This window comes from Neobacillus sp. NPDC058068, from assembly GCF_042885335.1.
Taxonomy (GTDB): domain Bacteria; phylum Bacillota; class Bacilli; order Bacillales; family Cytobacillaceae; genus Neobacillus.
On the sequence record NZ_JBHVSI010000001.1, the window covers coordinates 417,108 to 443,761 of the forward strand.

Below are 26,654 nucleotides of genomic sequence, written 5' to 3' on the forward strand. Positions count from 1 at the left end.
TGGTGTCACCCCTTCCCCTCTTCACCGCAAAATGCGACAATATTAGAGAAAAAATAAACTTTTACCTATGGTGCTCCGTCTATTATTAAGACAGAGAAAGGAGATGTTCATCCTGGAAGAGTTTGTTGCCGACTTAATCAAATCAGAAGATGACGAATTACTATTTAATGAAATCATGACCAGATACGGTCAAGATATATTGCAACTTGTCTATTCATATGTTCGAAACAAACAATTAGCAGAAGATTTGACGCAGGATATTTTTGTGAAATGCTACAAAGCGCTTCATACATACAAGCAAAACGCTAAGCTAAAAACCTGGCTTTACAAAATCGCCGCCAACCATTGCAAGGATTATTTACGGAGCTGGTATTTCCGAAAAGTGATGGTATCTGAAAAAATGGCAGAAATGACGGGTTCATCGAGCGAAAATGTTGAACAAGCTGTCCTAGAACAAGAAGAGGAACAAACACTTGCGAATGCCGTATTAAAGCTGCCGATGAAATATCGTGAAGTCATCTACCTCTTCTATTTTGAAGACATGTCGTTGAAAGAAATTGAATCCGTCTTGGGAGTAAATCAAAACACGGTTAAATCAAGATTGAAACGTGCAAAGGTTCTCTTAAGAGAAGAACTGGAGGGGTTTGAGGATGGACAATAAACTAAGAAATCTAAAGCAATCAATGAAGAACTCCATTTTTAAAGAATTAGTGTTTACCGAAAAGCACCAAGAAGCGATTAATCGCAGAACAAAGCAGGAAAATGTTATCGAAGCCAGCCTTCAGCTCCTCAGTACGGAAAAAAACGGAATAGAATTGGTCCAGCTTTTAAGGGCAAGAAATATTAAAAGGTTTGAAGAACAAGAAGGTTTGATCTACACCATGCTCCACCAATTAGAACAGGATGCCCTGTTAACAAGCCGTTGGGATGACCAATTTAAGTATTACGTCTTAACTCAAAAGGGCAGGAAATGGTTGAAAAAACTTGAAGAAAAACGCAGTACAGAAATGCCACTTCTAAAAAAGCTGATTGAAGGTGAAAGCTCATGATGAAACAGGAATTTCTCGCTTCGGTCATGACTCACGTTCGATCAAAAGATGCTAAGAAAATCGTGACCAAAGAGCTTGAGCAGCATATTAAAGCAAATATCGATCATTATCTAAAAGAAGGATATTCCTCTGAAGAGGCGGAACAAAAAGCTGTTGAGCAAATGGGCAGTCCCCTCGCCATCGGGACTAAATTTAATAAAATCTATAAGCCCAAGCTTGACTGGACGTTAATCCTTTTATTTCTAACCGTTTTAGGGCTGGGAACTTTACCCCTGATTGTTTTAAAAAATACAGATTTACCTTTAAGCTGGTTGTCAAAAGCTTTTGGCATTTCGCTAGGAATTCTCATCGTAAGCGGATTATTGTTTCTTAATTATAAAAGCTGGGAAAGAAAAGGCTGGACCTTTTTCATAATTGGCACCGTTCTCCTTTTGATTGCTGCTAATGGAATGGATTTACCTTTATTAAGGCACATAAATGGACGGCCATATTTCTCAATTGGTCGATTTTCTACTGATACAAGTATCGTTCTTCCCTTTTACCTAATCGCCTGGGCTTCATTTTTCAAGAATCCCAAAATGAAAACTTGGCTGCTAGGAATTTTATTTGTCATCTCGCTTACATTATTATTTAACACCTTAAATTTTGCGAGTTGTTGTGTTTATTTCACGATGGTAATGTTTATGTATTGGTTCAGCGGCAGGAAACAGATCGTCAAAACAACCTTGCTGACTGCCACCTCTGCTGTGCTTGCGGCAGTTGTTTTATGGAACCAAATGGTCCCATTCCGAAAAACCCGAATCTATGCATTTTTAGACCCTCACAAGTTCCCATCATCCGAGGGTTACATAGCAATTCAGTCGGAGAAAATTCTTAAGGAAGTGAAATGGGGCTTTCAGTCAATCCCGAAAAACGGCTTTTTTATTCCTGAATCTCATACGGATTTTGTTTACTTGACACTAACTTATTCATTAGGCTGGGGGTTCTCGCTTTTCCTGTTAGCGATGTTATCAGTAATCATTGTTAAAATGATGCTTATGGCGGTAAAAATCAAAGACGAGTTTGGAAAATTACTGATCATTGGCGGCTTAACCATCTACTCCGTCCAATTACTTTATAACATTGGAATGATATTCGGCCTCCTGCCAATCATCGGCATGTCGCTTCCCTTTATAAGCTACGGCACCGTTCCAATCCTAATCAATAGCATAGTGATCGGAATAGCACTGAGTATATACCGTCGAAAGAATTTTATCATAAACTAAGCTGCACTTAGAGAGAAGGATTCGCGTATGAATCCTTCCTCTTTTTTCTATTCCATTTCTATAAAAGTGTCACTATTTTTTACTGGTCTGAAATGGTTCCCTCTATCAGAAAAAAGAACCCCTGATCTAAAGTCAAAGGTTCAAATAAGAACTTAGTGGTCTAGACTAAGTTCTTCATTAGGAGGTCAAAACTCAGAAGAATTTTAACATCATTATCTTACCATTTTCGAAATATTCTTTCAATGTTTTAAAGCTGTAAAGAGTGAAAGTAATCCAAATGGCATGCAATGGTACATGCCATTTGGATTACTTCATAAACATCATTTGTCTATCTAAATCATCACTTAACTTTTCCCCTCACCCCTTGCCATAAGCATGACTAAACAATATGGTCAGACCATAAGACGGTAATCCCAAATATACTCCCCCGCTTTTCAATTCAAATCTAATCAACATAAAAAAACTATTAAAAAATCCTTGTTGACATACATGTATATACAAGTTAAAATGAAAACGTAATCAAAACCTGTATATACAAGCTAAGCAATTGGATGAAAACGTACACATGCCTGTATATAAAAAGGATAGAGATATAATTGGGGTTTATATTCCATTTAAACAGGGGGAAAGACTAATGAGTAAGTACACTGAGCCATCTAAAGAACTACTGGAACAAATTGGCGGTAAAGAAAACATTGCAGCCGTTACCCATTGTGTAACAAGAATGCGGTTTGTTTTAAACGACCCAGCGAAAGCAAATATTAAAGAAATTGAATCAATTAAACTTGTAAAAGGTACCTTTACCCAAGCAGGTCAATTCCAAGTTATCATCGGAAATGAAGTCTCAAGCTTTTACAACGACTTTATCAAAATTGCTGGTGTAGATGGGTCATCTAAAGATGAAGCAAAAGTTGCAGCCAAACAAAATCAGAATTGGCTACAGCGGATGATGGGGCATCTAGCTGAAATTTTCACTCCATTAATCCCTGCCCTTGTTGTCGGAGGTTTGATCCTCGGCTTCAGGAACGTGATTGGCGATATCAAATTACTTGAAGATGGCACCAAAACCATTGTTGAAGTATCCCAGTTCTGGGCAGGCGTCCATGCATTCCTCTGGCTGATTGGCGAAGCGGTCTTCCACTTCCTACCAGTCGGGATAACCTGGTCCGTTACGAAGAAAATGGGCGGTTCGCAAATACTTGGTATTGTCCTTGGGATTACACTCGTTTCTCCACAATTGCTTAATGCCTATGGCGTATCGGGTGCAAAGGATATTCCGATATGGGATTTCGGCTTTACGCAAATTAAGATGATTGGTTACCAAGCACAAGTCATTCCTGCTATTTTAGCCGGCTTATTACTTGCTTTCTTAGAAACAAGACTTAGAAAAATTGTACCAAATTCGATTTCAATGATTGTCGTTCCGTTCTTTGCGTTAATTCCAACGGTTTTAATCGCACATACAGTATTAGGCCCGATCGGCTGGAGCATCGGTTCTGGAATTTCACATGTGGTATATTCTAGTTTAACATCCGCTTTTGGCTGGGTATTTGCCGCAATCTTTGGTTTTGCTTATGCACCGCTTGTTATCACTGGTTTGCACCATATGACAAATGCGATCGACCTTCAATTGATGGATCAGTTTAAGGGCACAAACTTATGGCCAATGATCGCTCTATCTAATATTGCTCAAGGCTCTGCTGTCCTTGCCATGATTTTCATCAATTGGAAAAATGAAGAAGAAAAACAAGTATCGATTCCAGCAGCCATCTCTTGTTACTTAGGTGTAACCGAGCCAGCGATGTTTGGGATTAACTTGAAATATGGCTTCCCATTCTTAGCTGCGATGCTGGGATCAATGGCTGCGGCAGTCATTTCCGTAAGCAGTAATGTCATGGCCAACTCGATCGGTGTTGGCGGTATTCCTGGATTCTTATCGATTCAGCCGCAGCATATGGGTATGTTCGCCCTTTCCATGGTCGTAGCAATTGTCATACCATTCATTTTGACCATTGTCTTCGCCAAAACAAGGATGAATAAATTTTCTTTCAAAAAATAAATAAAACTCCAGTAATGGAGGGAGATGCCTCCCTCCTTTTTCTAATTATTTTTCAAAAAAAACAGGCAGGTGTTTATTGTGCAACAAGAATGGTGGAAAAAAGCAGTCGTCTATCAAATCTATCCAAAAAGCTTTAATGACACAACGGGAAATGGCATCGGAGACCTTCAGGGCATTATTGAAAAACTAGACTATTTAAAAGAACTAGGAGTCGATGTCCTCTGGCTCACACCGATTTACCAATCCCCTCAATGTGATAATGGGTATGATATTAGTGATTATTATTCCATTCACGAAGAATATGGAACAATGGAAGATTTCAACTTGCTGCTGGATGAAGCCCACAAACGCGGATTAAAAATCATCATGGACATTGTTATCAACCATACGTCCACCGAACATGAGTGGTTTAAGCAAGCTAGATCTTCTAAAGATAATCCATATCGTGACTTCTATATCTGGAAGGATGGTAAGGACTGCATGCCGCCCACAAACTGGGAGTCCAAATTTGGCGGCCCTGCATGGGAATATGATGAAGAAACGGAACAGTATTACCTACATTTGTTCGATGTCAGGCAAGCGGATTTAAACTGGGAAAATGAAAAGGTCCGCGAAGCTTTATATGAAATGATGCATTTTTGGCTGAAAAAAGGGGTTGACGGATTCCGTCTTGATGTGATTAATCTCATATCAAAAAATCAGCAGTTCCCTCAAGATAACAGTGACGGACGTAAATTTTATACAGATGGACCGCGCATCCATGAGTTTCTCCATGAGATGAACGAACAGGTTTTTTCAAAATACGATATCATGACTGTTGGGGAAATGTCGTCTACTTCGATTGATAATTGTATCAAGTACACCAACCCTGACCAAGAAGAGCTAAATATGACGTTTAGCTTCCATCATTTGAAAGTCGATTATCTAAATGGCGATAAATGGACGAAGGCAGATTTCGATTTTCAGTCTTTGAAAAATATCCTCTCAGAGTGGCAGGTTGAAATGAATCACGGCGGCGGCTGGAATGCCCTTTTCTGGTGTAATCATGATCAGCCTCGTGTCGTCTCGCGTTTCGGCGATGACGGAAAATATCACAAGGAGTCTGCTAAAATGCTGGCAACAGCGCTGCATATGATGCAGGGAACACCCTATATTTATCAAGGCGAAGAAATCGGGATGACCAATCCGAAATTCGAGTCGATTGAAGACTATCGCGATGTCGAGACTTTAAATATGTTTAACCTCAAGAAACAGGAAGGCTTGGATGAGGAAGAGATTATGGAAATCCTCAAGCAAAAATCACGGGACAATTCGCGGACGCCCGTACAATGGAATGGTAGTGAACACGCGGGCTTCACGACAGGAACCCCTTGGATTACGACAGCGGCGAATTATCAAGACATTAATGCTGAAAAAGCCGTTAACGATACAGACTCGATTTTTTATCACTATCAAAAGCTAATTCAATTAAGAAAAGACTTTGAAGTGATATCTGAAGGTGATTTCGAGCTTATTTTAGAAAATGATGACGAAATTTTTGCCTATGTACGAACAAGCGGAACGGAAAAACTGCTCGTCATCAATCATTTTTACGCCAATGAAATTGAATTTGTCCTCCCTGCTCATTTAAAGCTTGATGATTATGATAGTAAGGTGCTAATCTCTAACTATGAGGATTCTGCCCCGCTTGGACAAGTTATTCCCTTGCGGCAGTATGAATCAATTGTGTACCACCTGAAAAAATGAACGGAGCTGTCGTGATGACAAATAAGTACCAAACCATCTATAACCACATTGCTCGGCAAATAAAAAGCGGAGAAATTCCGGCGCAGACGCTTCTCCCCTCTGAAAATGACTTAAAGGATCAATTCGATACCTCGAGGGAAACGATTCGAAAAGCGTTAAACCTGCTCTCGCAAAATGGCTATATCCAAAAAGTTAGAGGAAAAGGTTCGATTGTCATCGACATCAGTAAATTTGATTTCCCCGTTTCCGGACTAGTCAGCTTTAAGGAATTATCGAAAAAAATGGGTAGCAAGCCCAAAACCATTGTCCACGAGCTCGAGTTAGATAAGCCTGATAGTCTTATCAGAAAACAACTTCAGCTTTCAAGTAAAGATCTCGTTTGGAAGGTTGTCCGCACTAGAGAAATGGGCGGGGAAAAAATTATTTTAGATAAAGATTACTTAACTAAAAAATTTGTGCCACACTTAACGGAAGATATTTGTGCCGATTCGATTTATCAGTATCTTGAAGACGAATTGGGACTCTCGATTAGTTTTGCAAAAAAGGAAATTGTTGTCGAAGAGCCGAATGAAGAAGACCGTGCACTAATGGACCTAGAAGGCTTTCACAATGTGGTCGTCATTAAAAACTATGTTTATCTAGATGATGCCACCCTTTTCCAATACACAGAATCCAGGCATCGTCCTGACAAATTCCGCTTTGTTGACTTTGCCCGGAGAACAAGACAATAATAGAGATGAGACCTGCTAGTTGGTTGATAGCAGGTCTTTTCTATTTCCCGTTTGTTGAACTACGCTGAAAGATTTTCTCCATGAATTTTGCTACAATGGGGTTATAAATTACTGAGGTGATGTGCATGTGCGGCCGCTTCACATTAACGGCAACTTTCGAAGAAATCATTGATCGCTTTGATATTCAATCCTTCATGGAGGAAGAGCTTTATTCGCCAAGCTATAATATTGCCCCCTCCCAGGCAGTCCTAGCTGTAATCAATGACGGGAAAACGAACCGAATGGGCTTTTTAAAATGGGGTCTCGTCCCGCCCTGGGCAAAGGATGGATCCATTGGTAATAAAATGATCAATGCCCGGGCTGAAACAATTGCTGAAAAACCAAGCTTTCGCGCCGCTTTCAAAAAGAAACGCTGTTTAGTCATTGCCGATAGCTTTTATGAATGGAAACGCCACGATGATAAAACGAAAACACCGATGCGCATTAAACTAAAGTCGAATGATTTGTTTGCTATGGCCGGTATTTGGGAAGGCTGGAAATCGCCGGATGGAAAAACACTTTACACCTGCTCGGTGATCACAACAGGACCCAATGAATTAATGAAGGATATTCATGACCGGATGCCTGTTATTTTACTGCCGGAAAATGAAAAAACTTGGCTGAATCCTTCCATTTCAGATTCCAAACAGCTCCATTCATTACTAGTTCCCTTCGATGAAAATTTAATGGAGACATACGAGGTATCTCCGCTCGTGAACTCACCGAAAAATAACTCGATTAACCTGATTCAAAAAATTTGTTAAAAAATATTTTTTAAAAATGGACATGTTCACTACAAGCACGTACAAGCTAATTCATATGATGTACTAACCCATAAAGATTTTCCTTCTTACAAAGCGGCTCCGGCCGCTTTTTTTTTGATGTCCAATGCAGCCAAAACAATATAACGGTCTTATTATCATTTTCAGTGAATATAGTTTAAAAATACCCATGATTTCATTCCGTCCTTTTTCTGAATAGAGACAAAGAAAGGAGAATACGATGTTTTTTATTCCAACAAAAGTCAATATTGGCGGTATTAAAATAAACAGTGCCGAACATAAAAGTGCCGTATCCTTTGGAGAAAATTTTCTAAAAGGAAATAATACGTTCGCGAAAAAAAATCAAGGATTTGGCCAGCAGCATGGCGATTTAACTGTTGATTTTTGCCCCATTCATATTACCTTCGATGACGAATTCATCGATAAGCCAGTGATAAAGAATAGCCATTAGCTTTATCTCCAATTGGTTAAAAACAATTAAGGCATAGGAGTGAATAATATGAATATCGCACCAATGGCCATCAATTTTTTAGGATTTAAGGTAAATTCAGTCGATAATTCAGCATTTGTTAATTTGGGACCTAACCAATTTGTCGATCAGTTTGTTTCTTACAAAAGAAATCAGGGGGTTGGCGAACAGAATGGTGACATTTCGCCTGTAAATATCCCCATTTCATGGGTGGTTGACCCAGATGTAAATGATACCAATTCCGTAAAGAACAGCATTATTTAACGGGTTTTGTTTTAATAACAAGGGGTGATATTTTGGTATTCGCACCGATGGTTGTGAATCTCGGGGGTGTAAAAGTCAATTCAATCGACCACGCATCGGTCCTCAATTTTGGACCTAACCAGTTTATTGACCATTTCGTTTCATACAAACGAAACCAAGGTTACGGTGAGCAAAATGGAGATTTGGTTTCCATGATCATCCCTATCTCCTATATCTTAGATTCAGACATTAGCGATGCCTGGATCACCAAAAATAGCATCGTTTAAAAACAATTACCCCCCTATTCGGTTTGGATAGGGGGTAATTTATCTGTTATCATGCTTTCTTTCACAACTGTTGATTAATCTGCAAACTTTGGGAAATATAAGCATATTCGACAGTTTGGAAGGCAGGAACGATAGCTAGTGGGAATGATGCTAAAAAAATGGCTCTATTATCTGATTAAGCTTCGTGATAAAATCTTTATACCGTTTGCCATTTTGTACATCTTAATGGCCGCGTTAGGTATTTATTTAATTGAGCCAAAAAGATTTGAATCTTATTTAACATCTATTTATTGGGTTTTGACAGCTCTTGCTACTGTCGGTTTTGGCGACTATACTCCAGTAACCGATGCTGGCAAGGCATATACCATTTTCCTTTATATCACAGGAATTGGGCTTGTCGGTGTTTTTATTGGAAAAGTGATTAATTCCATTTATCTAATCGATAAACTTAAAATAGGAGGGAAAATGAAATACACAGGCAAAAATCATATTATCCTGATTGGCTGGAGTGCAAAATCAAAATTAGCAATCGAAGAAATATTCAAATCTGATAAAAAAATCGATATAGTCATCATTGATGATTTGGAAAAGGCTCCAATAATGGCGGAGCGGCTGTTTTATGTTCGCGGGAATGCGACCAATGAGAAAACACTATTAGATGCAAATTTACCGAAAGCAACTGGAGTCATCATTTTTGCTAACCAAATTACCCAAGACAACTATGCAAGAAAAGACCCGCTTCTCGTTGACGGCAAAACGCTATTAATCGCAACCGCCATCACAACCATTGAGGAAAAATATCATAAGTCCGTCCACGTTACTGCTGAGGTCATTCATCAAAATCATATTCCCTTATTTAAGCATGCGAAAGTCGATGAGTTTATTCCGACCCAAGAAATGATTTCTCATGCAGCAGTAAGATCGTTGTTTTCTCATGGTGCTACTCATTTGTTTTCTGAAATGTTGAGCACAAAATATGGGGAAGCCATGTACGAGATTCCTAAACAACCTGAATGGCAGACATATCGTGATGCCTTTTTTGATCTTCTCAGCAAAGGGGCGACACTTGTTGCCGATCGCCGTGACCTGCATATTAACCAAAAACTTGATGATAAAATTCCTGAGGATGCCCAGCTTTTCGTAATTTGTGATAAAGAGACCCTCGACCAACTAAACACAAATACGATTAAATAAGGGGATGCGCTGCTGGCATCCCCTTATTTAAATCGAAAAATAATAGTAATTGGATTCTTTTTTAAAGCCAACTTTTTCATACAGTCGCTGCGCATTTTTGTTTACAAACTATTCATATTAACTGTTGTGTTCAATGTTTCTATCAACTTTGGCCGGGAAATCCTCCCATGCCTGCATGGCCGTGATATCCATCCCAGCCTCCATGTCCACAGTGACCGTGATATCCATCCCAGCCTCCATGTCCACCGTGACCGTGATATCCGTCCCAGCCTCCATGCCAGCCATGACCTGGGTAACCGCCCATGCCACCATAGCCTGGGTATACACCCATACCTGGATATCCTCCATATCCTCCATAGCTGCTCATTCCTGGAAATCCACCATAGCCTCCTACAGTGCCGTATCCTCCCATTCCTGGGTAACCGCCCATGCCGCTATAGCCACCAACACCCGGAAATCCTCCCATGCCTCCAAAACCGCCCATAAATTGTCTCGTATCAATCATTCGAGCATCTCTCCTTTATTTAGGTTACAGTCTAGACTATGTCGAAATCACGAAAAGGCATAGGCAAATGTCCTATTTTTCAGGAAAGTAATTGGATAGTGGGTGGCGGAGCGAAAATCAAGTCTTTTGTGATTCATTAATATCCTCCTAAAAATAAATAGTAATAATTACGATTTATAGAAATAAGATAGTTTCATAGAGGGATTACTATCTTCTTAATATTTTTATAAAGGTCATTATCTAATTAGAAGAACATACTATAATGTTAGGAACTGATAGAGCTAAGGGGGGTATCTATTATTTTGGTCTACTTAACTAGGTTCATAAAAGGTAGTTTAAGCCTTCTATTATTTTGTCTCTTTATTTTTCTATTTCTTTTTGCGGAGCAAGTAAATAATCTGGCTATTTTCGATAAATTCCCTGGTTCTTTTTTCAATGTCAACACGATTTTCCTTAGCATCATCTTAGAAGCGATTCCGTTTATCTTGTTGGGTGTCTTTGTATCAGCGATTATTCAATCCTTTGTCTCAGAAAATATGATTCAGAAGGTAATGCCTCGTAATGCTTATTTGGCCGTTATTCCTGCTGCCTTAATTGGCATCATCTTTCCTATTTGTGAATGTGCGGTTATTCCAGTTGTTCGCAGATTGATTAAGAAAGGAATGCCTGCACATGTAGGGGTTGTCATTATGCTTAGCGCACCCATTATTAACCCTGTTGTCTATGCATCCACTTATTTTGCTTTTAAAAGTACGCCTTATATGGCAAATGCAAGAATGTTTGTTAGTTTTATCTGTACGATCATCATTGGATTGATTATTTATCGGTATTTCAGGAAAGCTGATGTCTTAAGGACGAAGAAACACGTTCACCACCATGAGCATCATCATCTGCAGAAAAACAAACTATTGGCAACATTTTATCATGCCAGTGATGAACTATTTGATATGGGCAAATTTTTATTTATCGGTGCTTTCTTGGCAAGTTTGTTTCAGGTCTTTTTCGATCGAAATTTGTTGTTATCACTTGGAACAAGCACAGCCGGCGCACCAGGAGTAATGATGGGCTTGTCCTATGTTTTGTCAGTCTGTTCTGCGGCCGATGCCTTTATTGCTTCGTCATTTAGTTCCACTTTTACAAAGGGTTCACTGCTTGCTTTTCTTGTATTTGGTCCGATGCTGGACATCAAAAATACGTTCATGTTATTTGCTTATTTTAAAAAGAGATTCGTCTTATTCCTGATGGTTGTGGTCCCCATTGTCGTTTATGTAACTATTTATATTTTTCAATTAACAGTTTGGTAGGAGGTTTGCATAATGAAAAGAATGAATAGCGAAAAAAAAACCTATCACCATCTAATTAGGGGCATTATTCTGATCGGATTTATGCTCCTGCTTTTGAAACTACTCCTTACAAATAATATCACCCTTTTTATCGCACCGAAGATGAACGGTTTTATTTACGTTACATTGTTTATTTTTCTCCTAGTAGGGGTTCTATTAATATTTCGAGGGACCTCTGAAGAAAATGCACACTACGATTGTGATTGTCAGGGAGAACATTACTATCCAACATCGAAAATAAAGAGCTTGTTCCTTTATTCAATCTTCATTATTCCGATTACCACCGGGCTCCTTTTTGCCGATCATGTCCTCGGAAGCTCTGTAGCCAAGAATCGAACCCTCAAACTTGGCGCAGATACGCAGGATTTGGTAAACATTCACCCAGCAAAAAAGAATGGGGAATCATCTGACCAAGGTCGTCCTGATTCCACCACCAGCTCTTCATCCGCGGGAATGCCGGAACCATTAACACAAACTGAATATACCTCATTAACTAGCAACCTAATACTCTCTCCAAGTATTAATGTTACGGATGACACATACGTTCCGATGGTGAATATTATTCAAGAAAACTTGGAGAAAATGGTAGGCAAAACGATTACGATTAAGGGATTTATCTATCGGGAAAAAAATTTCTTCCAAGATCAAATCGTCATTGCCCGCTATGGAATCACTTGCTGTGTAGCAGATGCCTCAGTATACGGAATCATGGCAAAAGGAAAAGTAGCCAGCCTGCCAAATGATAAATGGATACAAGTGACAGGTACAATCGATCAAACGATATTCGATGGAGCTTCCATTCCCATTATCAATATTCAAGATTATAAAATGATTCCTATCCCTAAACAGCCGTACGTTTATGATGCTGGGGAGAGGATAGAATAAACTGATATAAAGTGGTTGCAGGGTTTTACTGGCGGAAGCATCACCTTTACCGGAGGAAGATGTCTCCTATTACAAAAAAACAACAAGCATTGACAAAAGTGCTTAAATTTTCTAAGCTCTTTTGTCAAATGATCTTGTTTGCGGAACTTGAATGATTTTTCTGCTTCTCGTTTTCAAAACCCTTGAGAAATGAAGAACCACCTTCTGTACAATAAAACCTACTAATAAAATCAGGATTAAGATGAGTGTAATCGTAGCCCCAGGAGGTGTTCCTAATTCATATGAAGAAACGAGACCTGTATAAATACTTACAATCGATGTAAGTTCAGCAACTAGAATCACCATGGCAAATCCCTTTGCCAAGCGAATAGCAAAAGCCGCCGGCAGGACAAGCAGCGCAGAAACCAGTAATACACCAATGGTTGGAATAATCACCGAAATTGCCAGTCCCGTGACAATACTAAAGGAGAGCGAAAGCAAATTCGTATTAACTCCACTAGTGAAGGCGGTGTCTTCGTCAAAAGTCATCAAATATAAAGGTCTTTTAAGCACAATAAAATATAGGAGGATGCAAGCTGCAACCACGGTTAGTACTATTACTTGTAATGGACTAATCGTCACAATCGAGCCAAATAAGTATTGATCGATTGAAGTCGACGTCCCGCCACTACTGATACTCATCAGAAATAAGGCAAACGACAGTCCTGCAGCCATCAGGATGGCAATCGATACTTCAGAATAAGTTCTGTAGGCACGGCGCATATATTCAATTCCAATTGCACCGATGACGACGATTAAAATACTAGAAAATGTAATATTGATATGAATAAAAAAACCAATCGCAACTCCTGAAAGTGAGATATGGGAAAGTGTATCGGCCATTAATGCCTGACGCCTTAATATCAAGAACACACCTAATAAGGGTGCAATGATGGCAATTACTCCTCCAGCCCATAAAGCCCGCTGCATGAATTCAAGACTAAGCATTTCCATCCCCCATGTTCCCCCCTTTCCAACTGTAGTGTTTTTGTAAGAAAAGGATCTACCTCGTCCTGGTTATGAGTCACCATAATGACTGTTCTTCCATGTGCTTTTACTTGATGAGATAAAAATTCGTAGAACGCTTTTCTACTGCTTGCATCCATTCCTGTCGTAGGTTCATCTAACACGAGTAGGTCAGGTTCTGATGCTAATGTCCGGGCAATACAGATCTTTTGTTTTTGCCCTCCTGATAGTGATCCTATTTTATGATGACGAAACTCCCACATACCTACCATCTTTAACGCATTTTCTACAATTTTTACATCGAGACTGTTTAAGCGCTTGAACCATTTTCCTTTTTTAAATCGTCCCGAACGAACAAGCTCCAACACGGTACTGGGAAATCCCGCATTAAATGAAGCAATTTGCTGGGGCACATACCCAATTGTAAGAGTTTCACCTTTCAGGTTAGTCTTGGTAACAGATATGTTGCCTTCCCATGGTTTAAGCAATCCAAGCAGCAACTTAATCATTGTGGTTTTGGACGCGCCATTTTGTCCAGTTATCCCGACAAATTCGCCACTTTCAATTTCAAATGAAACACCATTGAGGCTTGGTAAATGGTGATAACCAAACACAATATTTTGCACGGAAGCAAGAATCATTATTTAACACCTCTCTTTGCTAATGTCTAACTTAATGCAAAAATAAAGAAAACTCGCCGATTGGCGAGCCGTTAGGCGACGACAAAGGCATAGTTTCCCTAATGCCTGAAAGGAAAGTAATCCTTTCCTTTCGGCCGAAAAAGTGTAATACACTTTTTCGTTAACATGAATTCCCTATTTTTGCGAGAGTGTTTCCACAAGGGACTTTAAGTTATTTTTCATGACTTCAATGTAATTTAATCCCCTTTCCTGATCCGGTTTGCTTAATCCTTCAAGCGTATTGAGAACCTTCGTTTTTGCTCCTATTTCGCTTGCTAGTGTTTCAGCAACTTTTGGGGAAGCCAACTCTTCAAAATAAATCGTGTGCAGATGATGTTCTTGCGCAAATGTTTTAAGCTCCGCTAATCTCGCCGGACTTGGTTCTGCGTCAGGAGATAGCCCTGCAATTGGGACCTGCTTAAGACCATATTCCTTCGTTAAATAACCAAAGGCAGCGTGTTGGGTAATAATTTCTTTTCCAGCATACTCTTTTAAGCTATCCCGATAGCTTTGATCAAGACTTTTAAGTTGTTGGATGTATTCTTGACTATTTTTCTCATAGACTTCTTTATTTTCCGGATCTTTTTTCACAAGTGCTGCTGTAATCGTCTCTACTTCTTTTTGTGCAAGCGCCGGGCTGAGCCATACATGAGGATCCATGACATGCCCATGATCGTGGTCATGTTCATCTACATCTACATCCTCTTCATCAGCAGTCCCTTCCATTAAAGTAATCCCCTCACTGGCTTCAATAAACAATGGTTTTTTATTTTTATCGAGGGAGTCCTCCACCTTTGGAACCCAAGTCTCAAAAAAAGGACTGTTGTATACAAGAAGATCAGCCTTCTGAATGTTAGCCATATCCTTTGGAGATGGTTCCCACCCATGGGGCTCCGAACTTGCAGGAATTAACAGATCCACTGTTGCTTGATCGCCTGCAATGTTTTTCGTAAACTCATACATTGGATAAAAAGTGGTAACGATATGAAGTTTTTTATCTCCATCAACGCTACTTTTTTCATTAGTTGTTTCTTTAGAACTGCATCCGGAAATGAAAGTCAAACAAGCCAGCGTTACAATGCCAGTCTTTATCATTTTCGTTAGTTGATTTTTTTCCAAATTTCTCTCTCCCTCATTAAATTCAAGTCGAAATGATTACGATTTAAAACTCAAAGTAAACCGCTCTTTTCACTAATTCCGTTACTTTGTTTCTCTATGCAACGTGTGTCGCTTTAACCGCGGGCAATACTTTTTCAATTCGAGGCGCTCAGGGTTAGTTCGTTTATTTTTGGTTGTAATATAATTTCGGTCTCCTGTTTCTGTACAAGCTAATGTGATCGTTACTCTCATTTTTTCATCCTCCTGAAATTAATTTATAGCTGCCTCTGTAAACACCGGCAGTGGATCATTGAACAAAGACCAGTCCTGTGATAACTCATCATCGGTCAGTAAACATTGATCAAGCGAACACTCCATTTCCTTTTGATTCATCTCAATTCCGATCAAAACGAGTTCAGTTATCCGGTCTCCATAAATATTATCCCAGCGCGCTAACAATTCCGGTTCTTCTTTCAATATTTCCTCTTGCTCTTCCTTTGAATAGGATGCAATCCATTCTCCGGCTCCCTGGAAGGTGATCGATGGACCCGCTTGTGAAAGTAGGCAAGCGATATTGTTTCGTGATGCCAGCCAAATAAATCCCTTAGCCCGAACTACTTCAACAGGCCAATTTTCTAACCAATTCATGATGCGTTCTGGGTGAAATGGCTTTTTTCTTTTGTAAACAAACGAAGAAATACCATATTCCTCTGTTTCCGGAATGTGTTCTTCATTCAATTCCTTTATCCATCCTGCACCTTGACTCGCTTTTTCAAAGTCAAACAAGTTCGTATCCAAAACCTCATGTAATGGAATAATGGAATGGTCGGTTTCTAAGATTCGAGCATCTGGATTTAACTTTTGCATAACTGCCTTTAATTCACTTATTTCCTCATTGTCCACGAGGTCAATTTTATTTAACAGGATGACATTCGCAAACTCGATTTGATCAATCAGTAAATCCACCACTTCTCTTGTATCATTTAAATCGGTTGCCTGTTTTCGATCAATTAAGCTTTCACCTGATGAAAAATCATGCCAAAACCGATTGGCATCGACAACAGTGACCATCGTATCCAAACGACAGAATTTTGACAAATCAATCCCTAAATTTTCATCCACGTATGTAAAAGTTTGCGCAACTGGAACTGGTTCACTGATCCCAGTTGATTCAATTACGATGTAATCAATATCACCTGTTGAAGCTAGTTTTTCCACTTCGATAATTAAATCTTCCCTTAGCGTGCAGCAAATGCAGCCATTCTGCAGCTCTACCAATTTTTCATCTGTTCGTGAAAAACCACCTTTTTTAACGAGCATGGCATCAATATTTACTTCACTCATATCATTTACGATTACCGCAACCTTTTTATCCTCACGGTTCTCCAAAATGTGATTAAGCAAAGTAGTTTTACCTGAACCAAGGTAGCCGCTTAATACTGTCACTGGGATTTTGTTTCTTCTCAACTGTACATCTCTCCTTCGTTTGTTATCAAATGCGAATCACTCTTAATATATCGCGGTTAAATCATAATCATTACGATTTAAACCTTAAAAAAATATTGCAGTAGACGATTCCTTCTTTCATCCACCTATACATAATAAATCGTAACCATTACTATTTGCAAGTGTTTTTTTATTTTTTCTCATCGTCCCTCCATTTTTCATGAGTTATATAGCTTCGTTTTCCATGAAAAAAGGATAGATAAAGCAGAAATAACTGCTTTCATCTATCCTTTTCGATTTAATCATTTTCGTTAGTGCTATCTTGATCCTTATTAAACCAAAGCGGTTCATTGTCATCTTCATCGCCGTTATAATTGATGAGGATCTCTTCCCCTGCTTTTATATCCTTGTAAGCATAGAAGTCAAACGAGTGATTTGGAAAATTAATTTCATATGTGGCATTCGGCTCATACGAATGGTTAAACAACATGCCATATCCTAAAACGAACGCGGTGTGGTTAAGACCATATTCAAATGCGTAATCGGCAAGTAAGGTTTTTTCTATGTGAACATGCTCCTCATTAGGATAAGGAATAACCGGTGCTTGATGAATCAGCTCCCCTTTTGTTATATCACGTGTTGCAAATACCCCTCTATTTAAATCCCCATCACTAAGCGTCGAAGTTTTAATCTCAATCATATTAATCACCTATAAATTCTTTCATAAGAAGATTTTTTACCTTCTTAAGCTTGCCAGTAAATAAGACAGAAAGCAAATGTTTTTTCTTCCTATGGTGCCTGACACCAATTTGTAAATTTTTCCTGTTCAAAGTCACTAAATTTCCTAATCCTCTATACAAATGAACTCCAGCGGGTTATTTCTAATATATTCACCAATAATTTTCAAGGTAGCAGGAGAAATTCCGGTGAATATTGTGTTTAGAGGTCCAATAGTTGCCAAGAGCTGCGGATCGTTTTCAAGGTCATTATAGGAAACATTGAACTCCTCCAAATTGCTTGGAAAGTCCCTTGTGACAAGAACCCTTTCAATTTCCTCCACAAGTCTTTGCATTTCTTCGGCTTTAAAGTAACGTAATGCTGACTTAATTTCTGACCAAGCATTCGGTTGTGCCAGGTAATAGGCGCTCCACCAGTAGAACTCAGCGAGAGAATTTCTTGCATGGTTGAAATAAACACTAAACATAAACAACGCCTTTTGCCCAGTATTCAGTTGCTTGTAAACTTCTTGCTTAACTGTGTTACTTTTTCCTCGGATTTTAGAAATAAATGGCTCGAAGCATATTGCTACAAGTGCTTCATCCTCCAGCGTATCAAACTCCTGTTTGTTCATTTTTATAAACAAAAAAGCTCCACTCCCTTCAATCCCCAAAAGACAAAATTATAGCTTCTGGAAAAGCACATTCATTATATTCCACTACCCATGTTCAAATACCTTTAGACTCTGCGAAAAAAATCAAACAACCGCTAAGATGACATCCTAGCAGTTGTTTTTGATACATTTGATTCCACAAAAAACCTTAATTAACAAAGTGCCCGGTCATCCCCTGTGCACTCCAATACTCATCACGTAGATGTACTATTTGAATTTTTCCAGTTGCTGTTCTTGGCAGCTCTGCGACGAAGGTAACTCCTGATATGGCATTGAAAATCATACTATTTTAAAAATTGAAATCATCCATTTTTACGAAAAAAGGTACTATTTTTCCAAAATCATCATATTATAGAATATACGTTCGTAGGGAGGCGAGGATTTTGGTTAAAAACAATGAATCCTTCATTACAGGAGAGATGTTGGTCAAGTATTACGAACTGAATAAACAGAAGAAGGAAATTGAACTTAAAATGAATGAATTAAAGGAAGCTTTTCAAACTTATTTTAATAACTTGGTTGGCCCCGAGCATAAAGGGGAAATCACCATCAGCGGCTACAAGCTCCAAAGGCAGATTCGAAAAACGGAAAAGTATGATGAAGACGAAACGATTAAAAGATTAGAAGAATTACAGATGAATGACCTGATTCAAGTCGTTAAAAAACCGGATCCTGTAAAAATTAATTCTGCGCTTAATTTAGGATTACTAAGTCCAACTCATATGGAGGGCTGTATCTTAACGACCTACTCACCAGCAATCATGGTAAAACCAATCACGCCAAGATAATCCTATTCAAATGTTGACGAACTGAAAACGCTTGGTGTCCCCTCGCAACGGGTTCGGTTTTCGAATACAAAACCGAACCCGTTTGTTTCTTGCCAAGCGTTTTCATTTCTATTAAACACCTATTCTACCGGTTGCCCAGCCTTCAATAAAATCTTCCAGTGATGAGGCAATCCATGTCCGACTGTCACACTCATGACTCCAAACATACACATCATCTTTTTGAATTTCTCCATTTAAAATCGCATAGCCAAATAAATCACCGTTTCCAGCATCTGAAAAAAATAACAAATGATCAAAGGGCATAAACAAATCCTTAAATTCCTCATCATTTCTTAATGACAGGTTTTCCTCGATGATTTGTTTAGTCGACCAAATTAATGGACAATTAAATTCATCGAATACTCCGTTTGTTTCACTGAAAAGGTTTTTTAATTCAGTTGGCAGCTCCACATTAAGTTTTGCGTTGATTTCATCTTGTTCATACTTTGTAGCCGGTGTTTTAAAATGGTATTCTGGTGATATTTTAGAAATATAGTTCTTCCACATATTATTTTCAATCCTCTTCTTTAAAATAACTACGTATCTCTTGTTAGCAAACATAAATCAGTTAACTAGCAATCTGCTAGCTGCCTGATATTAATGCTAACTAATCGCTCTATCCTTATAATAGCGGGCATCTTATTCCCAAATTTTATATTGATTTTCAATATTATCTAAACCAATCCTTCCCCGCTGCATGCTTGGTGGACAGCTGGAGTTATACTTTTTTATTTTCTCATTAATTTGAGCGATTAAATTGCTTAGTTCAGAATCCTTTGCATTTTCTTCCTTTAATTTTAGCGCCTTAGCGATCTCTTGCCTTATTTCCTTTTGCAAGGCGACAAATGGCGGCAGGTACCCCGCCTCTTTCGCAGTATTGACAAAATTTGAATAGATATCTCCTGAAAATAATCGAGATGGAAGTGGTTTTCCGAATCCCGGGTGTTTCTTCATTTCCTCATCCAAATTATAGTCTTTCGAAACTTGATCCATCCAATTTTCATGATTATCTTTTTTAAAAGTCATTGATTTTCAACTCCTCTCTTGAATACACTTTATGTTCTTTATTCTCTTTTTCTTTTGCATATTCCTTTGTTTAAAAATAACAAATTAAAACCAATCTTCCCAAAATGTTATTTTTTACTGTTTTCGGGCAATGCAGCGTCTCTCCTTTTACTCAAATTGAAATTTTTGCTGTTTTGGGGTAATGCAGCCCCACTCCTTTTACCCAAATTGAAATTTTTGCTGTTTTCGGGTAATGCAGCCCCGCTCCTTTTACCCAAATTGAAATTTTTGCTGTTTTCGGGTAATGCAGCCCCGCTCCTTTTACCCAAATTGAAATTTTTGCTGTTTTCGGGCAATGCAGCCCCTCTCCTTTTACCCAAAAACCTCCTTTTTCTGTATTCGGGCAATTCACTACATTGAATTAGTTTCTAAACAAAAAAAACAGACCTTTTATTTTAATCAAGGGTCTGCTTTCTTCTATAGATTATTCACCTAAATCGACGTTGTGGTACACTTGCTGCACGTCTTCTAAGTCTTCTAATACATCAATCATTTTTTCAAACTTGGCTAGTCCGTCCTCTGGCAGTGTGATTTCGTTTTGTGCTAGCATGGTTAGTTCGGCAACGGTAAATTCCGAAATGCCAGCGGTCTTAAATGCCTCTTGTACGGCATGGAACTGGTCTGGCTCGGCATAAACGATAACCGAATCGTCTTCCTCTAAAATGTCGCGGACATCCACATCAGCTTCCATTAATAGTTCAAGTACATCATCGGCAGTTTTCCCTTCGACACCGATGACGGCAGTTGCATCAAACATATAAGCTACCGATCCGCTCACTCCCATGTTCCCGCCGTTTTTACCAAAGGCTGCACGAACGTCTGAAGCTGTACGGTTAACGTTGTTTGTTAATGCATCGACAATCACCATGGATCCGTTAGGTCCGAAACCTTCATAACGAAGTTCAGTATAGCTTTCTTCTGAACCGCCTTTAGCTTTTTCAATCGCTCGGTCAATAATATGTCTCGGGACATTGTAGGTTTTTGCACGTTCTAGAACAAATTTTAATGCCTGATTTGATTCTGGATTGGGATCACCCTGTCTTGCGGCTACATAAATTTCAACGCCAAACTTGGCATAGATACGACTCGTATTGGCATCTTTTGACGCTTTCTTTTCTTTAATATTATTCCATTTACGTCCCATTATGAACACTCTCTTTCCGCTTTAAACTACACAAAATAATTATAATAGAAAAAGTCATCATTTCAATACTTTTTCAAAATAACAAACAACCGTTCTTTGCTTCAATACTATTAATCACACGGTACTATCTTTTTTACAATAATATTATACCTTAATTTACGCATTTGTTAAGTCTGAATTGACTTCGTCTATCGTTATCCCCGTATTTTTCTGCGGCAGCTGGATTAAACAATCCATTTTCCATAACGTTTCCCCATTGTTCAACAATTGATTTTACGGATCCCCTTTATGTTACCACTATCGAGGAAAATATCGCATACATAGATTTTCGTGGAATTAGTGAAAATCGGGTACAAACCTAGAGCTCGTCTTTATAGTGATACATATAAATGTAGTACAACCTGACAAGAGGGATAGATGGAAGGGGGGGACAGAAGCGGACCTTACTGAGGACTTGAGGAGGCAGTTGCTTCTCATGAAACATCATGAATCACTTGCAAATATGAAAGGGGAAAACCATGTTTCTTCAACCAATGATCTGGATTACCATATTATCATTTGTCGTTACACTTATCTTAATTCTTTGGAGGCCGCGGGGAATTAACGAAGCGATACCGGCCACAATCGGTGCGATTTTTGTATTAATCAGCGGAAGTGTTTCCCTATCTGACCTCGGGATCATCACTGAAACAATCAGCGGCGCAGCGATTACCATTATTGCAACGATTGTAATGGCAATCGTCCTCGAAAGTTTTGGATTTTTCCACTGGGTGGCAGAGAAGCTCGCTGCCAAAGCTAACGGGTCTGGAATTCGCTTATTCTGGTACGTCAATCTGTTATGTTTTATGATGACACTGTTTTTCAATAATGATGGGAGTATCTTAATCACAACACCTATTCTTGTCATGCTGCTAAACAATATGGGTTTAAAAAACCATCAAAAAATTCCTTACCTATTATCAGGCGGCTTAATCGCTACCGCTTCAAGTGCTCCAATTGGCGTCAGTAATATTGTCAATCTGATTGCCCTAAAAATCGTCGATATGAGCTTGTATATGCACACAGCGATGATGTTTGTACCAGCAACCCTTGGTCTTCTGTTATTAGTTGGACTCTTGTTTCTAAGATTTTACAAAGTCCTCCCAAAAACCGTTCCTACAAAAGTAAGCGGTCTTACACTGCCAACCTACCACCCACTTAAGAAAGAACCGATTTATGCATCGGATAAAGCCCGGTCGAAATTTATGCGAAATGTTCTGCTGTTTGTCTTTGCTGTCCGTGTCAGTCTCTTTGTTGCATCGTATTTTGCCATTCCTGTCTCAGTTATGGCCGTCATCGGATCACTTATCCTTTTAGGCTGGAGATGGGCTTATTTAAAAATACCTCCATACGATATGCTGAAAAAGACACCTTGGTATATTCTAATCTTTGCTTTCAGCATGTATGTCATTATTTACGGTCTGAATAATATTGGTTTGACCGATTGGCTGATTGCTTTCATGCGACCGATGGTTTCCGGCAGTCTGCATCATGCGAGTATCATGATGGGCGTTCTCCTATCCGTTCTTTCCAATATCTTTAATAATCACCCTGCACTCATGGTCGGAACTCTCACATTAACACATATGGGCCTAGACACGCTCACCTTGAAAGTTTCCTATCTTGCCAACGTTATTGGCAGTGACATGGGGTCGTTGCTTCTACCAATGGGAACGCTGGCAACATTGATGTGGATGCACATTGTCAGGAAAGGTAAAGTCAGAATCACTTGGTTTGAGTATGTAAAAATAACCGCAGTCGTCATCCCTCCAGCTGTTTTGTTTACATTGATTGTTCTATCTCATTGGGTTACATGGATCTTTGGCGGAGCACTTCAGTAATCAAAAGCTTCTAGAAAAAGGAGAAATAACATGAATGATTTTAAAGAATTATTGGGAAAAAATATCGAAATTGAGATTTCCGGAAAGAATTTTTACTCAGGAATATTAGTTGATAGTGGGTTAGACATCATTGTTTTGTTCGTGGGTAGAACAGGATCCTTCCTCTACATTCCTGTTGTTCATATTCAGCAAATGAAAGAGGCAAAACAAGAGGAAAATACAATCTATTATGATCCTCCCTCATTAAAGCCACTTGAAACAAATTCACCCGTGGTGTCCTTTCGCGGAATTTTAAACAACGCCAGAGGCAGGTTTGTCGAAGTGTATGTAACCGGGAATAAATCGGTTCATGGCTATTTAACAAGTATTATGAACGATCACTTTGTCTTTTACTCTCCAATCTATAAAACTCTGTTTATATCGATGAACCATGTAAAATGGCTGATTCCGTATCCGGAAAATGCCACACCATACTCACTTAGCAATGAGTCACTCCCGGTTAATCCCACGAACATTCCATTAGCCAGGAGCTTTGAAGAACAATGCAAAAAATTAGAAAATCAGCTGGTGGTGATCGATGGCGGTGACAGCAGCGAAAAAATAGGCTTCCTTGAGAAGGTGCGTAATAAGAAATTGACTCTCATTACAGCCGAAAGGGAAAAAGTGTTTCGAAATCTAGAGCACGTCAAAACCATCCATTTACCGTAACACAAATAGGAAAATTGGAGGGTAATCATAATGATTTTAAAAAATCGAAACAAAAAAAATAATCCATCCTGTATTGGCGTACAAAGATGGATGATCCTTTACTTGGAAAATGTTCATTGGCCGTGGCACTGCCCTACGGTCTTTTTTTTAATTTCCTTCACTATGATAAAATATGAAACATAGTCTTAAAATGTTCAAGACATAAAAAGGTATTTTGATTTCGGCGGTTTCTTTTACATGGTGATTCAGTTAAAATTGATTCCCCTTACACCAGCATCTGAAACAAGGTGCTGTCTTTATTCACTTCGCGATATAAAAATCCCTTCGTTTTAATCCGTTCAATAAGAGGGAAATAGTCGTGCTTATCCTTTAGTTCGATTCCAACCAGTGCAGGTCCCGTTTCGCGATTGTTCTTTTTCGTGTATTCAAAATGACTGATATCATCATTCGGTCCAAGAACATCAAACAAAAATTCACGTAAGGCTCCTGGACGTTGCGGGAACTGGACGATAAAATAATGCTGCAGGCCCTCATAAAGCTTCGAACGCTCCTTGATCTCCTGCATTCGGCCGATATCATTGTTACCGCCGCTAACAATACAGACCACCGTTTTACCCTTAATTTCCTCCGCGTATGTATCCAAAGCAGCAATGGATAAGGCTCCGGTCGGTTCGACAACAATGGCATTTTCATTGTAAAGTGATAAAAGCGTGGTACATACTTTGCCCTCTGGTATGACGATAATATCATCTACGATTTCCTTACAAATGCTGAAGGTCTTTGTTCCGACCGTTTTTACTGCAGCGCCGTCAACAAATGGGTCAATGGTTTTAAGTGTGGTTACTTCCCCCTTTAAAAACGACTCTTTCATCCCAGGCGCACCTTCAGGCTCGACCCCAATTAATCGCGTTTGCGGTGAAAAGTGCTTTAAATACGTTCCAACTCCAGCCATAAGACCGCCGCCGCCGATTGCTCCAAATAAATAATCCATTTTTACAGGACAATCATTAAGTATCTCTACGGCAACTGTTCCTTGGCCGGCAATCACATCATAGTCATCAAATGGGTGGATAAATGTCCGCTTTTCCTCTTGACTGCAAGCCATTGCTTGTTCAGAAGCATCATCAAAGGTATCGCCTGCTAAGACAATCTCAACACTGCCCTTACCCCAAAATTTAACTTGGTTCACCTTTTGCTTTGGAGTGGTGGTTGGCATAAAGATTTTTCCATTAATTTGTAACAGGTGGCAGGAATATGCGACTCCTTGAGCATGATTACCCGCGCTTGCGCAGATAATTCCGTTTTCTAATTCTCCAGGGCTTAGTTTTTTAATTCGATTATAGGCACCGCGAATTTTGAACGAACGGACGCTTTGCAGATCCTCGCGCTTCAAATACACATTGCAGTCGTAGCGTTCGGATAGTAAGTGATTATATTGCAAGGGAGTGGGTGAAATCTCGTCCTTAATTGTATGACTGGCAATGATAATATCCTCCACATTAAACACTTTTTTCTCAACTTTTTGATTCATTTTCTTTTTCCTCCTATTACGAATAGCATTTTTTAAACAACAAAAAACCCGCCCCAGTGTATAGGGACGAGTTTACTCGCGATACCACCCTACTTCCGCAGCACCTAAATGACTGCGGCTCTCGATTGACGTACGCTTGATTTGTACGTGTTCCATTGTAACGGCGGACTTGGCCGGCCTAGCTTACTTAGTCTCTTCAGCTACGCATCTCGGAGATGATCTTCAAATAGTCCTGCCATCGACTCCCACCAAATGTCGACTCTCTTTAGTACAAGTACCTATCCTACTCTTCTCGTCTTCGATTCATGTTTAATTATAAAAATAAGGGTAACACGGGAAAAGAAGTCCGTCAATGTTTTTTGACTATTTTAACTATTTTGTCAATTATAAAGCGCTTACATTAAACAGCTGTAAATGAAAAAAAGCTGTCTTCATATGAAAACAGCCAATTCTAAATTGAAAACTTCACTAATATTAAAGTGTCACAATAATCGGACCATCTTTAGTCAAGATCATTGTATGCTCATACTGAGCGACAAAGCTTTTTTCTGTTGCATAGGTCCATTCGTCATCAAGTTGAATTACTTCCTCTTCCAGGGTAGAAATAAACGGTTCAAATGCAATAACCATCCCTTCCTTGAGCAATTCATCGTCCCACGGCTCATAATAATTATAGACATAATCAGGTGATTCGTGGATGGAGCGGCCAATCCCATGTCCGGTGAGATTTTTGATGACGGTTAATCCATGCTGCTGCGCTGTTTTGTGCACGACCTTGCCAATGCCGCTTTTCTTCGCTCCCGGCTTGCATTTCTTAAGCCCCGCTTCAAAGGCAAGCTTCGCAACCTCACAAATTTTAGTTAATATTTCATCCCCTTTTCCGACAACAATCGAGATGCCGGTATCAGCGAAATAGCCGTTCTTTGATCCGGAAACATCAATATTAACAAGGTCCCCTTCCGCGATAACCCGAGGACCTGGAATACCATGGGCTACCTCCTCATTTACACTTATACATGTGTAACCGGGAAAATCGTATTCCCCTTTTGGAGCGGAAATAGCTCCAGCCTGTTCAAATAGCTCTCCTGCCAAGTCATCAAGTTCCTTCGTCGTGACGCCAGGTACTGCTCTTTGTACCAATTCATCTCTAATGGAGGCAACAATTTTACCTATTTCCTTTAAACCATTAAAATCTGCTTCTGTTTTTGCAATCATTATTTTTCTCCACTCATATATTTTTTAGCCGATAGGAAAGTATAACTTTCCTATCAAGCATAAGGGCA

At 39.2% G+C, this 26,654-nt stretch carries 30 protein-coding genes and 1 other annotated feature; of the genes, 16 read left to right on the plus strand and 14 right to left on the minus strand.

Annotated elements, in window-relative coordinates; all coding sequences use genetic code 11:
* Positions 1-112: 112 nt before the first annotated feature.
* From ACFVSW_RS01950 to ACFVSW_RS02000, 11 genes are all read left to right on the plus strand, one after another.
* Entirely contained in the window at positions 113-661 is a 549-nt protein-coding gene (locus ACFVSW_RS01950; protein WP_387311664.1) for a sigma-70 family RNA polymerase sigma factor, read from the plus strand.
* Entirely contained in the window at positions 651-1,049 is a 399-nt protein-coding gene (locus ACFVSW_RS01955) for a PadR family transcriptional regulator (RefSeq protein WP_387311549.1), read from the plus strand. The genes ACFVSW_RS01950 and ACFVSW_RS01955 overlap by 11 nt, the downstream gene beginning before the upstream one ends.
* Complete coding sequence (locus tag ACFVSW_RS01960; RefSeq protein ID WP_387311551.1) at positions 1,049-2,314, plus strand: FtsW/RodA/SpoVE family cell cycle protein; 1,266 nt, start codon at positions 1,049-1,051, stop codon at positions 2,312-2,314. The genes ACFVSW_RS01955 and ACFVSW_RS01960 overlap by 1 nt, the downstream gene beginning before the upstream one ends.
* Before the next feature lie 634 nt (positions 2,315-2,948).
* A complete protein-coding gene (gene treP / locus ACFVSW_RS01965) occupies positions 2,949-4,373 on the plus strand; it encodes a PTS system trehalose-specific EIIBC component (RefSeq protein ID WP_387311553.1) in 1,425 nt (474 codons plus the stop codon).
* 78 nt (positions 4,374-4,451) lie between these two features.
* On the plus strand, positions 4,452-6,119 hold the full coding sequence (treC, locus tag ACFVSW_RS01970) for an alpha,alpha-phosphotrehalase (protein ID WP_387311555.1): 1,668 nt from the start codon (positions 4,452-4,454) through the stop codon (positions 6,117-6,119).
* Between the two features lie 14 nt (positions 6,120-6,133).
* On the plus strand, positions 6,134-6,850 hold the full coding sequence (gene treR / locus ACFVSW_RS01975; RefSeq protein WP_387311557.1) for a trehalose operon repressor: 717 nt from the start codon (positions 6,134-6,136) through the stop codon (positions 6,848-6,850).
* Positions 6,851-6,975: 125 nt separating this feature from the next.
* Positions 6,976-7,653, plus strand: a complete 678-nt coding sequence (locus ACFVSW_RS01980; RefSeq protein ID WP_387311559.1) for an SOS response-associated peptidase — start codon at positions 6,976-6,978, stop codon at positions 7,651-7,653.
* Between the two features lie 238 nt (positions 7,654-7,891).
* Complete coding sequence (locus ACFVSW_RS01985; protein ID WP_387311561.1) at positions 7,892-8,122, plus strand: hypothetical protein; 231 nt, start codon at positions 7,892-7,894, stop codon at positions 8,120-8,122.
* 48 nt (positions 8,123-8,170) lie between these two features.
* Positions 8,171-8,404 carry a hypothetical protein gene (locus tag ACFVSW_RS01990; RefSeq protein WP_387311563.1) on the plus strand — a complete coding sequence of 78 codons (234 nt, stop codon included), beginning with the start codon at positions 8,171-8,173 and terminating at the stop codon, positions 8,402-8,404.
* 32 nt (positions 8,405-8,436) lie between these two features.
* Positions 8,437-8,670, plus strand: coding sequence for a hypothetical protein (locus tag ACFVSW_RS01995; RefSeq protein ID WP_387311565.1), 234 nt, complete (start codon positions 8,437-8,439; stop codon positions 8,668-8,670).
* A 144-nt stretch (positions 8,671-8,814) separates the two neighbouring features.
* A complete protein-coding gene (locus ACFVSW_RS02000) occupies positions 8,815-9,864 on the plus strand; it encodes an ion channel (protein WP_387311666.1) in 1,050 nt (349 codons plus the stop codon).
* Positions 9,865-10,006: 142 nt separating this feature from the next.
* Here ACFVSW_RS02000 and ACFVSW_RS02005 read toward each other — a convergent pair whose 3' ends face one another.
* Entirely contained in the window at positions 10,007-10,369 is a 363-nt protein-coding gene (locus ACFVSW_RS02005; protein ID WP_387311567.1) for a hypothetical protein, read from the minus strand.
* A gap of 302 nt (positions 10,370-10,671) precedes the next feature.
* Between ACFVSW_RS02005 and ACFVSW_RS02010 the strand changes: the two genes are divergently transcribed.
* Entirely contained in the window at positions 10,672-11,673 is a 1,002-nt protein-coding gene (locus ACFVSW_RS02010) for a permease (protein WP_387311569.1), read from the plus strand.
* Between the two features lie 12 nt (positions 11,674-11,685).
* Positions 11,686-12,597: a TIGR03943 family putative permease subunit gene (locus ACFVSW_RS02015; protein WP_387311571.1), complete on the plus strand. Its 912-nt coding sequence runs from the start codon at positions 11,686-11,688 to the stop codon at positions 12,595-12,597.
* Between the two features lie 111 nt (positions 12,598-12,708).
* Here the strand turns inward: ACFVSW_RS02015 and ACFVSW_RS02020 are convergent, their stop codons facing one another.
* The 7 genes from ACFVSW_RS02020 to ACFVSW_RS02050 form a co-directional block, all read right to left on the minus strand.
* Positions 12,709-13,590: a metal ABC transporter permease gene (locus ACFVSW_RS02020; RefSeq protein WP_387311573.1), complete on the minus strand. Its 882-nt coding sequence runs from the start codon at positions 13,588-13,590 to the stop codon at positions 12,709-12,711.
* On the minus strand, positions 13,536-14,243 hold the full coding sequence (locus ACFVSW_RS02025; RefSeq protein ID WP_387311575.1) for a metal ABC transporter ATP-binding protein: 708 nt from the start codon (positions 14,241-14,243) through the stop codon (positions 13,536-13,538). Before ACFVSW_RS02025 ends, ACFVSW_RS02020 begins: the two co-directional genes overlap by 55 nt.
* Before the next feature lie 174 nt (positions 14,244-14,417).
* Positions 14,418-15,377: a metal ABC transporter substrate-binding protein gene (locus ACFVSW_RS02030; protein ID WP_387311668.1), complete on the minus strand. Its 960-nt coding sequence runs from the start codon at positions 15,375-15,377 to the stop codon at positions 14,418-14,420.
* Between the two features lie 105 nt (positions 15,378-15,482).
* Positions 15,483-15,632: a 50S ribosomal protein L33 gene (gene rpmG, locus ACFVSW_RS02035; RefSeq protein WP_066087106.1), complete on the minus strand. Its 150-nt coding sequence runs from the start codon at positions 15,630-15,632 to the stop codon at positions 15,483-15,485.
* An 18-nt stretch (positions 15,633-15,650) separates the two neighbouring features.
* Positions 15,651-16,847 (minus strand): GTP-binding protein, encoded by a 1,197-nt coding sequence (locus ACFVSW_RS02040; RefSeq protein WP_387311577.1) that lies wholly within the window; start codon positions 16,845-16,847, stop codon positions 15,651-15,653.
* 277 nt (positions 16,848-17,124) lie between these two features.
* Positions 17,125-17,526, minus strand: a complete 402-nt coding sequence (locus tag ACFVSW_RS02045; RefSeq protein ID WP_387311579.1) for an SET domain-containing protein — start codon at positions 17,524-17,526, stop codon at positions 17,125-17,127.
* A 144-nt stretch (positions 17,527-17,670) separates the two neighbouring features.
* Entirely contained in the window at positions 17,671-18,189 is a 519-nt protein-coding gene (locus ACFVSW_RS02050; protein WP_387311581.1) for a hypothetical protein, read from the minus strand.
* Between the two features lie 410 nt (positions 18,190-18,599).
* On the opposite strand from ACFVSW_RS02050, the gene ACFVSW_RS02055 reads away from it, so the two are divergent.
* Positions 18,600-19,004, plus strand: coding sequence for a hypothetical protein (locus tag ACFVSW_RS02055; protein WP_387311583.1), 405 nt, complete (start codon positions 18,600-18,602; stop codon positions 19,002-19,004).
* A 111-nt stretch (positions 19,005-19,115) separates the two neighbouring features.
* On the opposite strand, the gene ACFVSW_RS02060 is transcribed toward ACFVSW_RS02055, so the two are convergent.
* The 4 genes from ACFVSW_RS02060 to ACFVSW_RS02075 all read right to left on the minus strand — a co-directional run bounded on the left by ACFVSW_RS02060 (position 19,116) and on the right by ACFVSW_RS02075 (position 21,252).
* A complete protein-coding gene (locus ACFVSW_RS02060; RefSeq protein ID WP_387311585.1) occupies positions 19,116-19,550 on the minus strand; it encodes an SMI1/KNR4 family protein in 435 nt (144 codons plus the stop codon).
* 132 nt (positions 19,551-19,682) lie between these two features.
* Positions 19,683-20,069 carry a DnaJ family domain-containing protein gene (locus ACFVSW_RS02065; RefSeq protein WP_387311587.1) on the minus strand — a complete coding sequence of 129 codons (387 nt, stop codon included), beginning with the start codon at positions 20,067-20,069 and terminating at the stop codon, positions 19,683-19,685.
* 107 nt (positions 20,070-20,176) lie between these two features.
* Positions 20,177-20,428, minus strand: a complete 252-nt coding sequence (locus tag ACFVSW_RS02070) for a hypothetical protein (RefSeq protein WP_387311589.1) — start codon at positions 20,426-20,428, stop codon at positions 20,177-20,179.
* A 104-nt stretch (positions 20,429-20,532) separates the two neighbouring features.
* Positions 20,533-21,252, minus strand: coding sequence for a YebC/PmpR family DNA-binding transcriptional regulator (locus tag ACFVSW_RS02075; RefSeq protein ID WP_387311591.1), 720 nt, complete (start codon positions 21,250-21,252; stop codon positions 20,533-20,535).
* A gap of 518 nt (positions 21,253-21,770) precedes the next feature.
* Between ACFVSW_RS02075 and ACFVSW_RS02080 the strand changes: the two genes are divergently transcribed.
* Both ACFVSW_RS02080 and ACFVSW_RS02085 read left to right on the plus strand, forming a co-directional pair.
* Positions 21,771-23,132: an arsenic transporter gene (locus ACFVSW_RS02080; RefSeq protein WP_387311593.1), complete on the plus strand. Its 1,362-nt coding sequence runs from the start codon at positions 21,771-21,773 to the stop codon at positions 23,130-23,132.
* Positions 23,133-23,162: 30 nt separating this feature from the next.
* A complete protein-coding gene (locus tag ACFVSW_RS02085; protein WP_387311595.1) occupies positions 23,163-23,840 on the plus strand; it encodes a DUF2642 domain-containing protein in 678 nt (225 codons plus the stop codon).
* 265 nt (positions 23,841-24,105) lie between these two features.
* Here ACFVSW_RS02085 and ilvA read toward each other — a convergent pair whose 3' ends face one another.
* Both ilvA and map read right to left on the minus strand, forming a co-directional pair.
* Entirely contained in the window at positions 24,106-25,371 is a 1,266-nt protein-coding gene (gene ilvA / locus ACFVSW_RS02090) for a threonine ammonia-lyase IlvA (protein ID WP_387311597.1), read from the minus strand.
* A gap of 59 nt (positions 25,372-25,430) precedes the next feature.
* Positions 25,431-25,679, minus strand: a binding site (T-box leader).
* 166 nt (positions 25,680-25,845) lie between these two features.
* Positions 25,846-26,586: a type I methionyl aminopeptidase gene (gene map / locus ACFVSW_RS02095; protein WP_387311599.1), complete on the minus strand. Its 741-nt coding sequence runs from the start codon at positions 26,584-26,586 to the stop codon at positions 25,846-25,848.
* Between the last annotated feature and the right edge of the window lie 68 nt (positions 26,587-26,654).

Excerpts from the sequence above, each read along its gene's own strand:
- ACFVSW_RS01955 (WP_387311549.1), top strand. The coding sequence starts at position 651 with ATGGACAATAAACTAAGAAATCTAAAGCAATCAATGAAGAACTCCATT.
- map (WP_387311599.1), bottom strand. The coding sequence starts at position 26,586 with ATGATTGCAAAAACAGAAGCAGATTTTAATGGTTTAAAGGAAATAGGT.
- ACFVSW_RS02080 (WP_387311593.1), top strand. The coding sequence starts at position 21,771 with ATGTTTCTTCAACCAATGATCTGGATTACCATATTATCATTTGTCGTT.
- ACFVSW_RS02085 (WP_387311595.1), top strand. The coding sequence starts at position 23,163 with ATGAATGATTTTAAAGAATTATTGGGAAAAAATATCGAAATTGAGATT.
- treR (WP_387311557.1), top strand. The coding sequence starts at position 6,134 with ATGACAAATAAGTACCAAACCATCTATAACCACATTGCTCGGCAAATA.
- ACFVSW_RS02005 (WP_387311567.1), bottom strand. The coding sequence starts at position 10,369 with ATGATTGATACGAGACAATTTATGGGCGGTTTTGGAGGCATGGGAGGA.
- ACFVSW_RS02045 (WP_387311579.1), bottom strand. The coding sequence starts at position 17,526 with ATGATTGAGATTAAAACTTCGACGCTTAGTGATGGGGATTTAAATAGA.
- ilvA (WP_387311597.1), bottom strand. The coding sequence starts at position 25,371 with ATGAATCAAAAAGTTGAGAAAAAAGTGTTTAATGTGGAGGATATTATC.
- ACFVSW_RS02065 (WP_387311587.1), bottom strand. The coding sequence starts at position 20,069 with ATGACTTTTAAAAAAGATAATCATGAAAATTGGATGGATCAAGTTTCG.
- ACFVSW_RS01960 (WP_387311551.1), top strand. The coding sequence starts at position 1,049 with ATGAAACAGGAATTTCTCGCTTCGGTCATGACTCACGTTCGATCAAAA.
- ACFVSW_RS02030 (WP_387311668.1), bottom strand. The coding sequence starts at position 15,377 with ATGATAAAGACTGGCATTGTAACGCTGGCTTGTTTGACTTTCATTTCC.
- ACFVSW_RS02025 (WP_387311575.1), bottom strand. The coding sequence starts at position 14,243 with ATGATTCTTGCTTCCGTGCAAAATATTGTGTTTGGTTATCACCATTTA.
- ACFVSW_RS01990 (WP_387311563.1), top strand. The coding sequence starts at position 8,171 with ATGAATATCGCACCAATGGCCATCAATTTTTTAGGATTTAAGGTAAAT.
- treP (WP_387311553.1), top strand. The coding sequence starts at position 2,949 with ATGAGTAAGTACACTGAGCCATCTAAAGAACTACTGGAACAAATTGGC.
- ACFVSW_RS02020 (WP_387311573.1), bottom strand. The coding sequence starts at position 13,590 with ATGGAAATGCTTAGTCTTGAATTCATGCAGCGGGCTTTATGGGCTGGA.
- rpmG (WP_066087106.1), bottom strand. The coding sequence starts at position 15,632 with ATGAGAGTAACGATCACATTAGCTTGTACAGAAACAGGAGACCGAAAT.
- ACFVSW_RS02015 (WP_387311571.1), top strand. The coding sequence starts at position 11,686 with ATGAAAAGAATGAATAGCGAAAAAAAAACCTATCACCATCTAATTAGG.
- ACFVSW_RS01985 (WP_387311561.1), top strand. The coding sequence starts at position 7,892 with ATGTTTTTTATTCCAACAAAAGTCAATATTGGCGGTATTAAAATAAAC.
- ACFVSW_RS02000 (WP_387311666.1), top strand. The coding sequence starts at position 8,815 with ATGATGCTAAAAAAATGGCTCTATTATCTGATTAAGCTTCGTGATAAA.
- ACFVSW_RS02060 (WP_387311585.1), bottom strand. The coding sequence starts at position 19,550 with ATGTGGAAGAACTATATTTCTAAAATATCACCAGAATACCATTTTAAA.
- ACFVSW_RS02075 (WP_387311591.1), bottom strand. The coding sequence starts at position 21,252 with ATGGGACGTAAATGGAATAATATTAAAGAAAAGAAAGCGTCAAAAGAT.
- ACFVSW_RS01980 (WP_387311559.1), top strand. The coding sequence starts at position 6,976 with ATGTGCGGCCGCTTCACATTAACGGCAACTTTCGAAGAAATCATTGAT.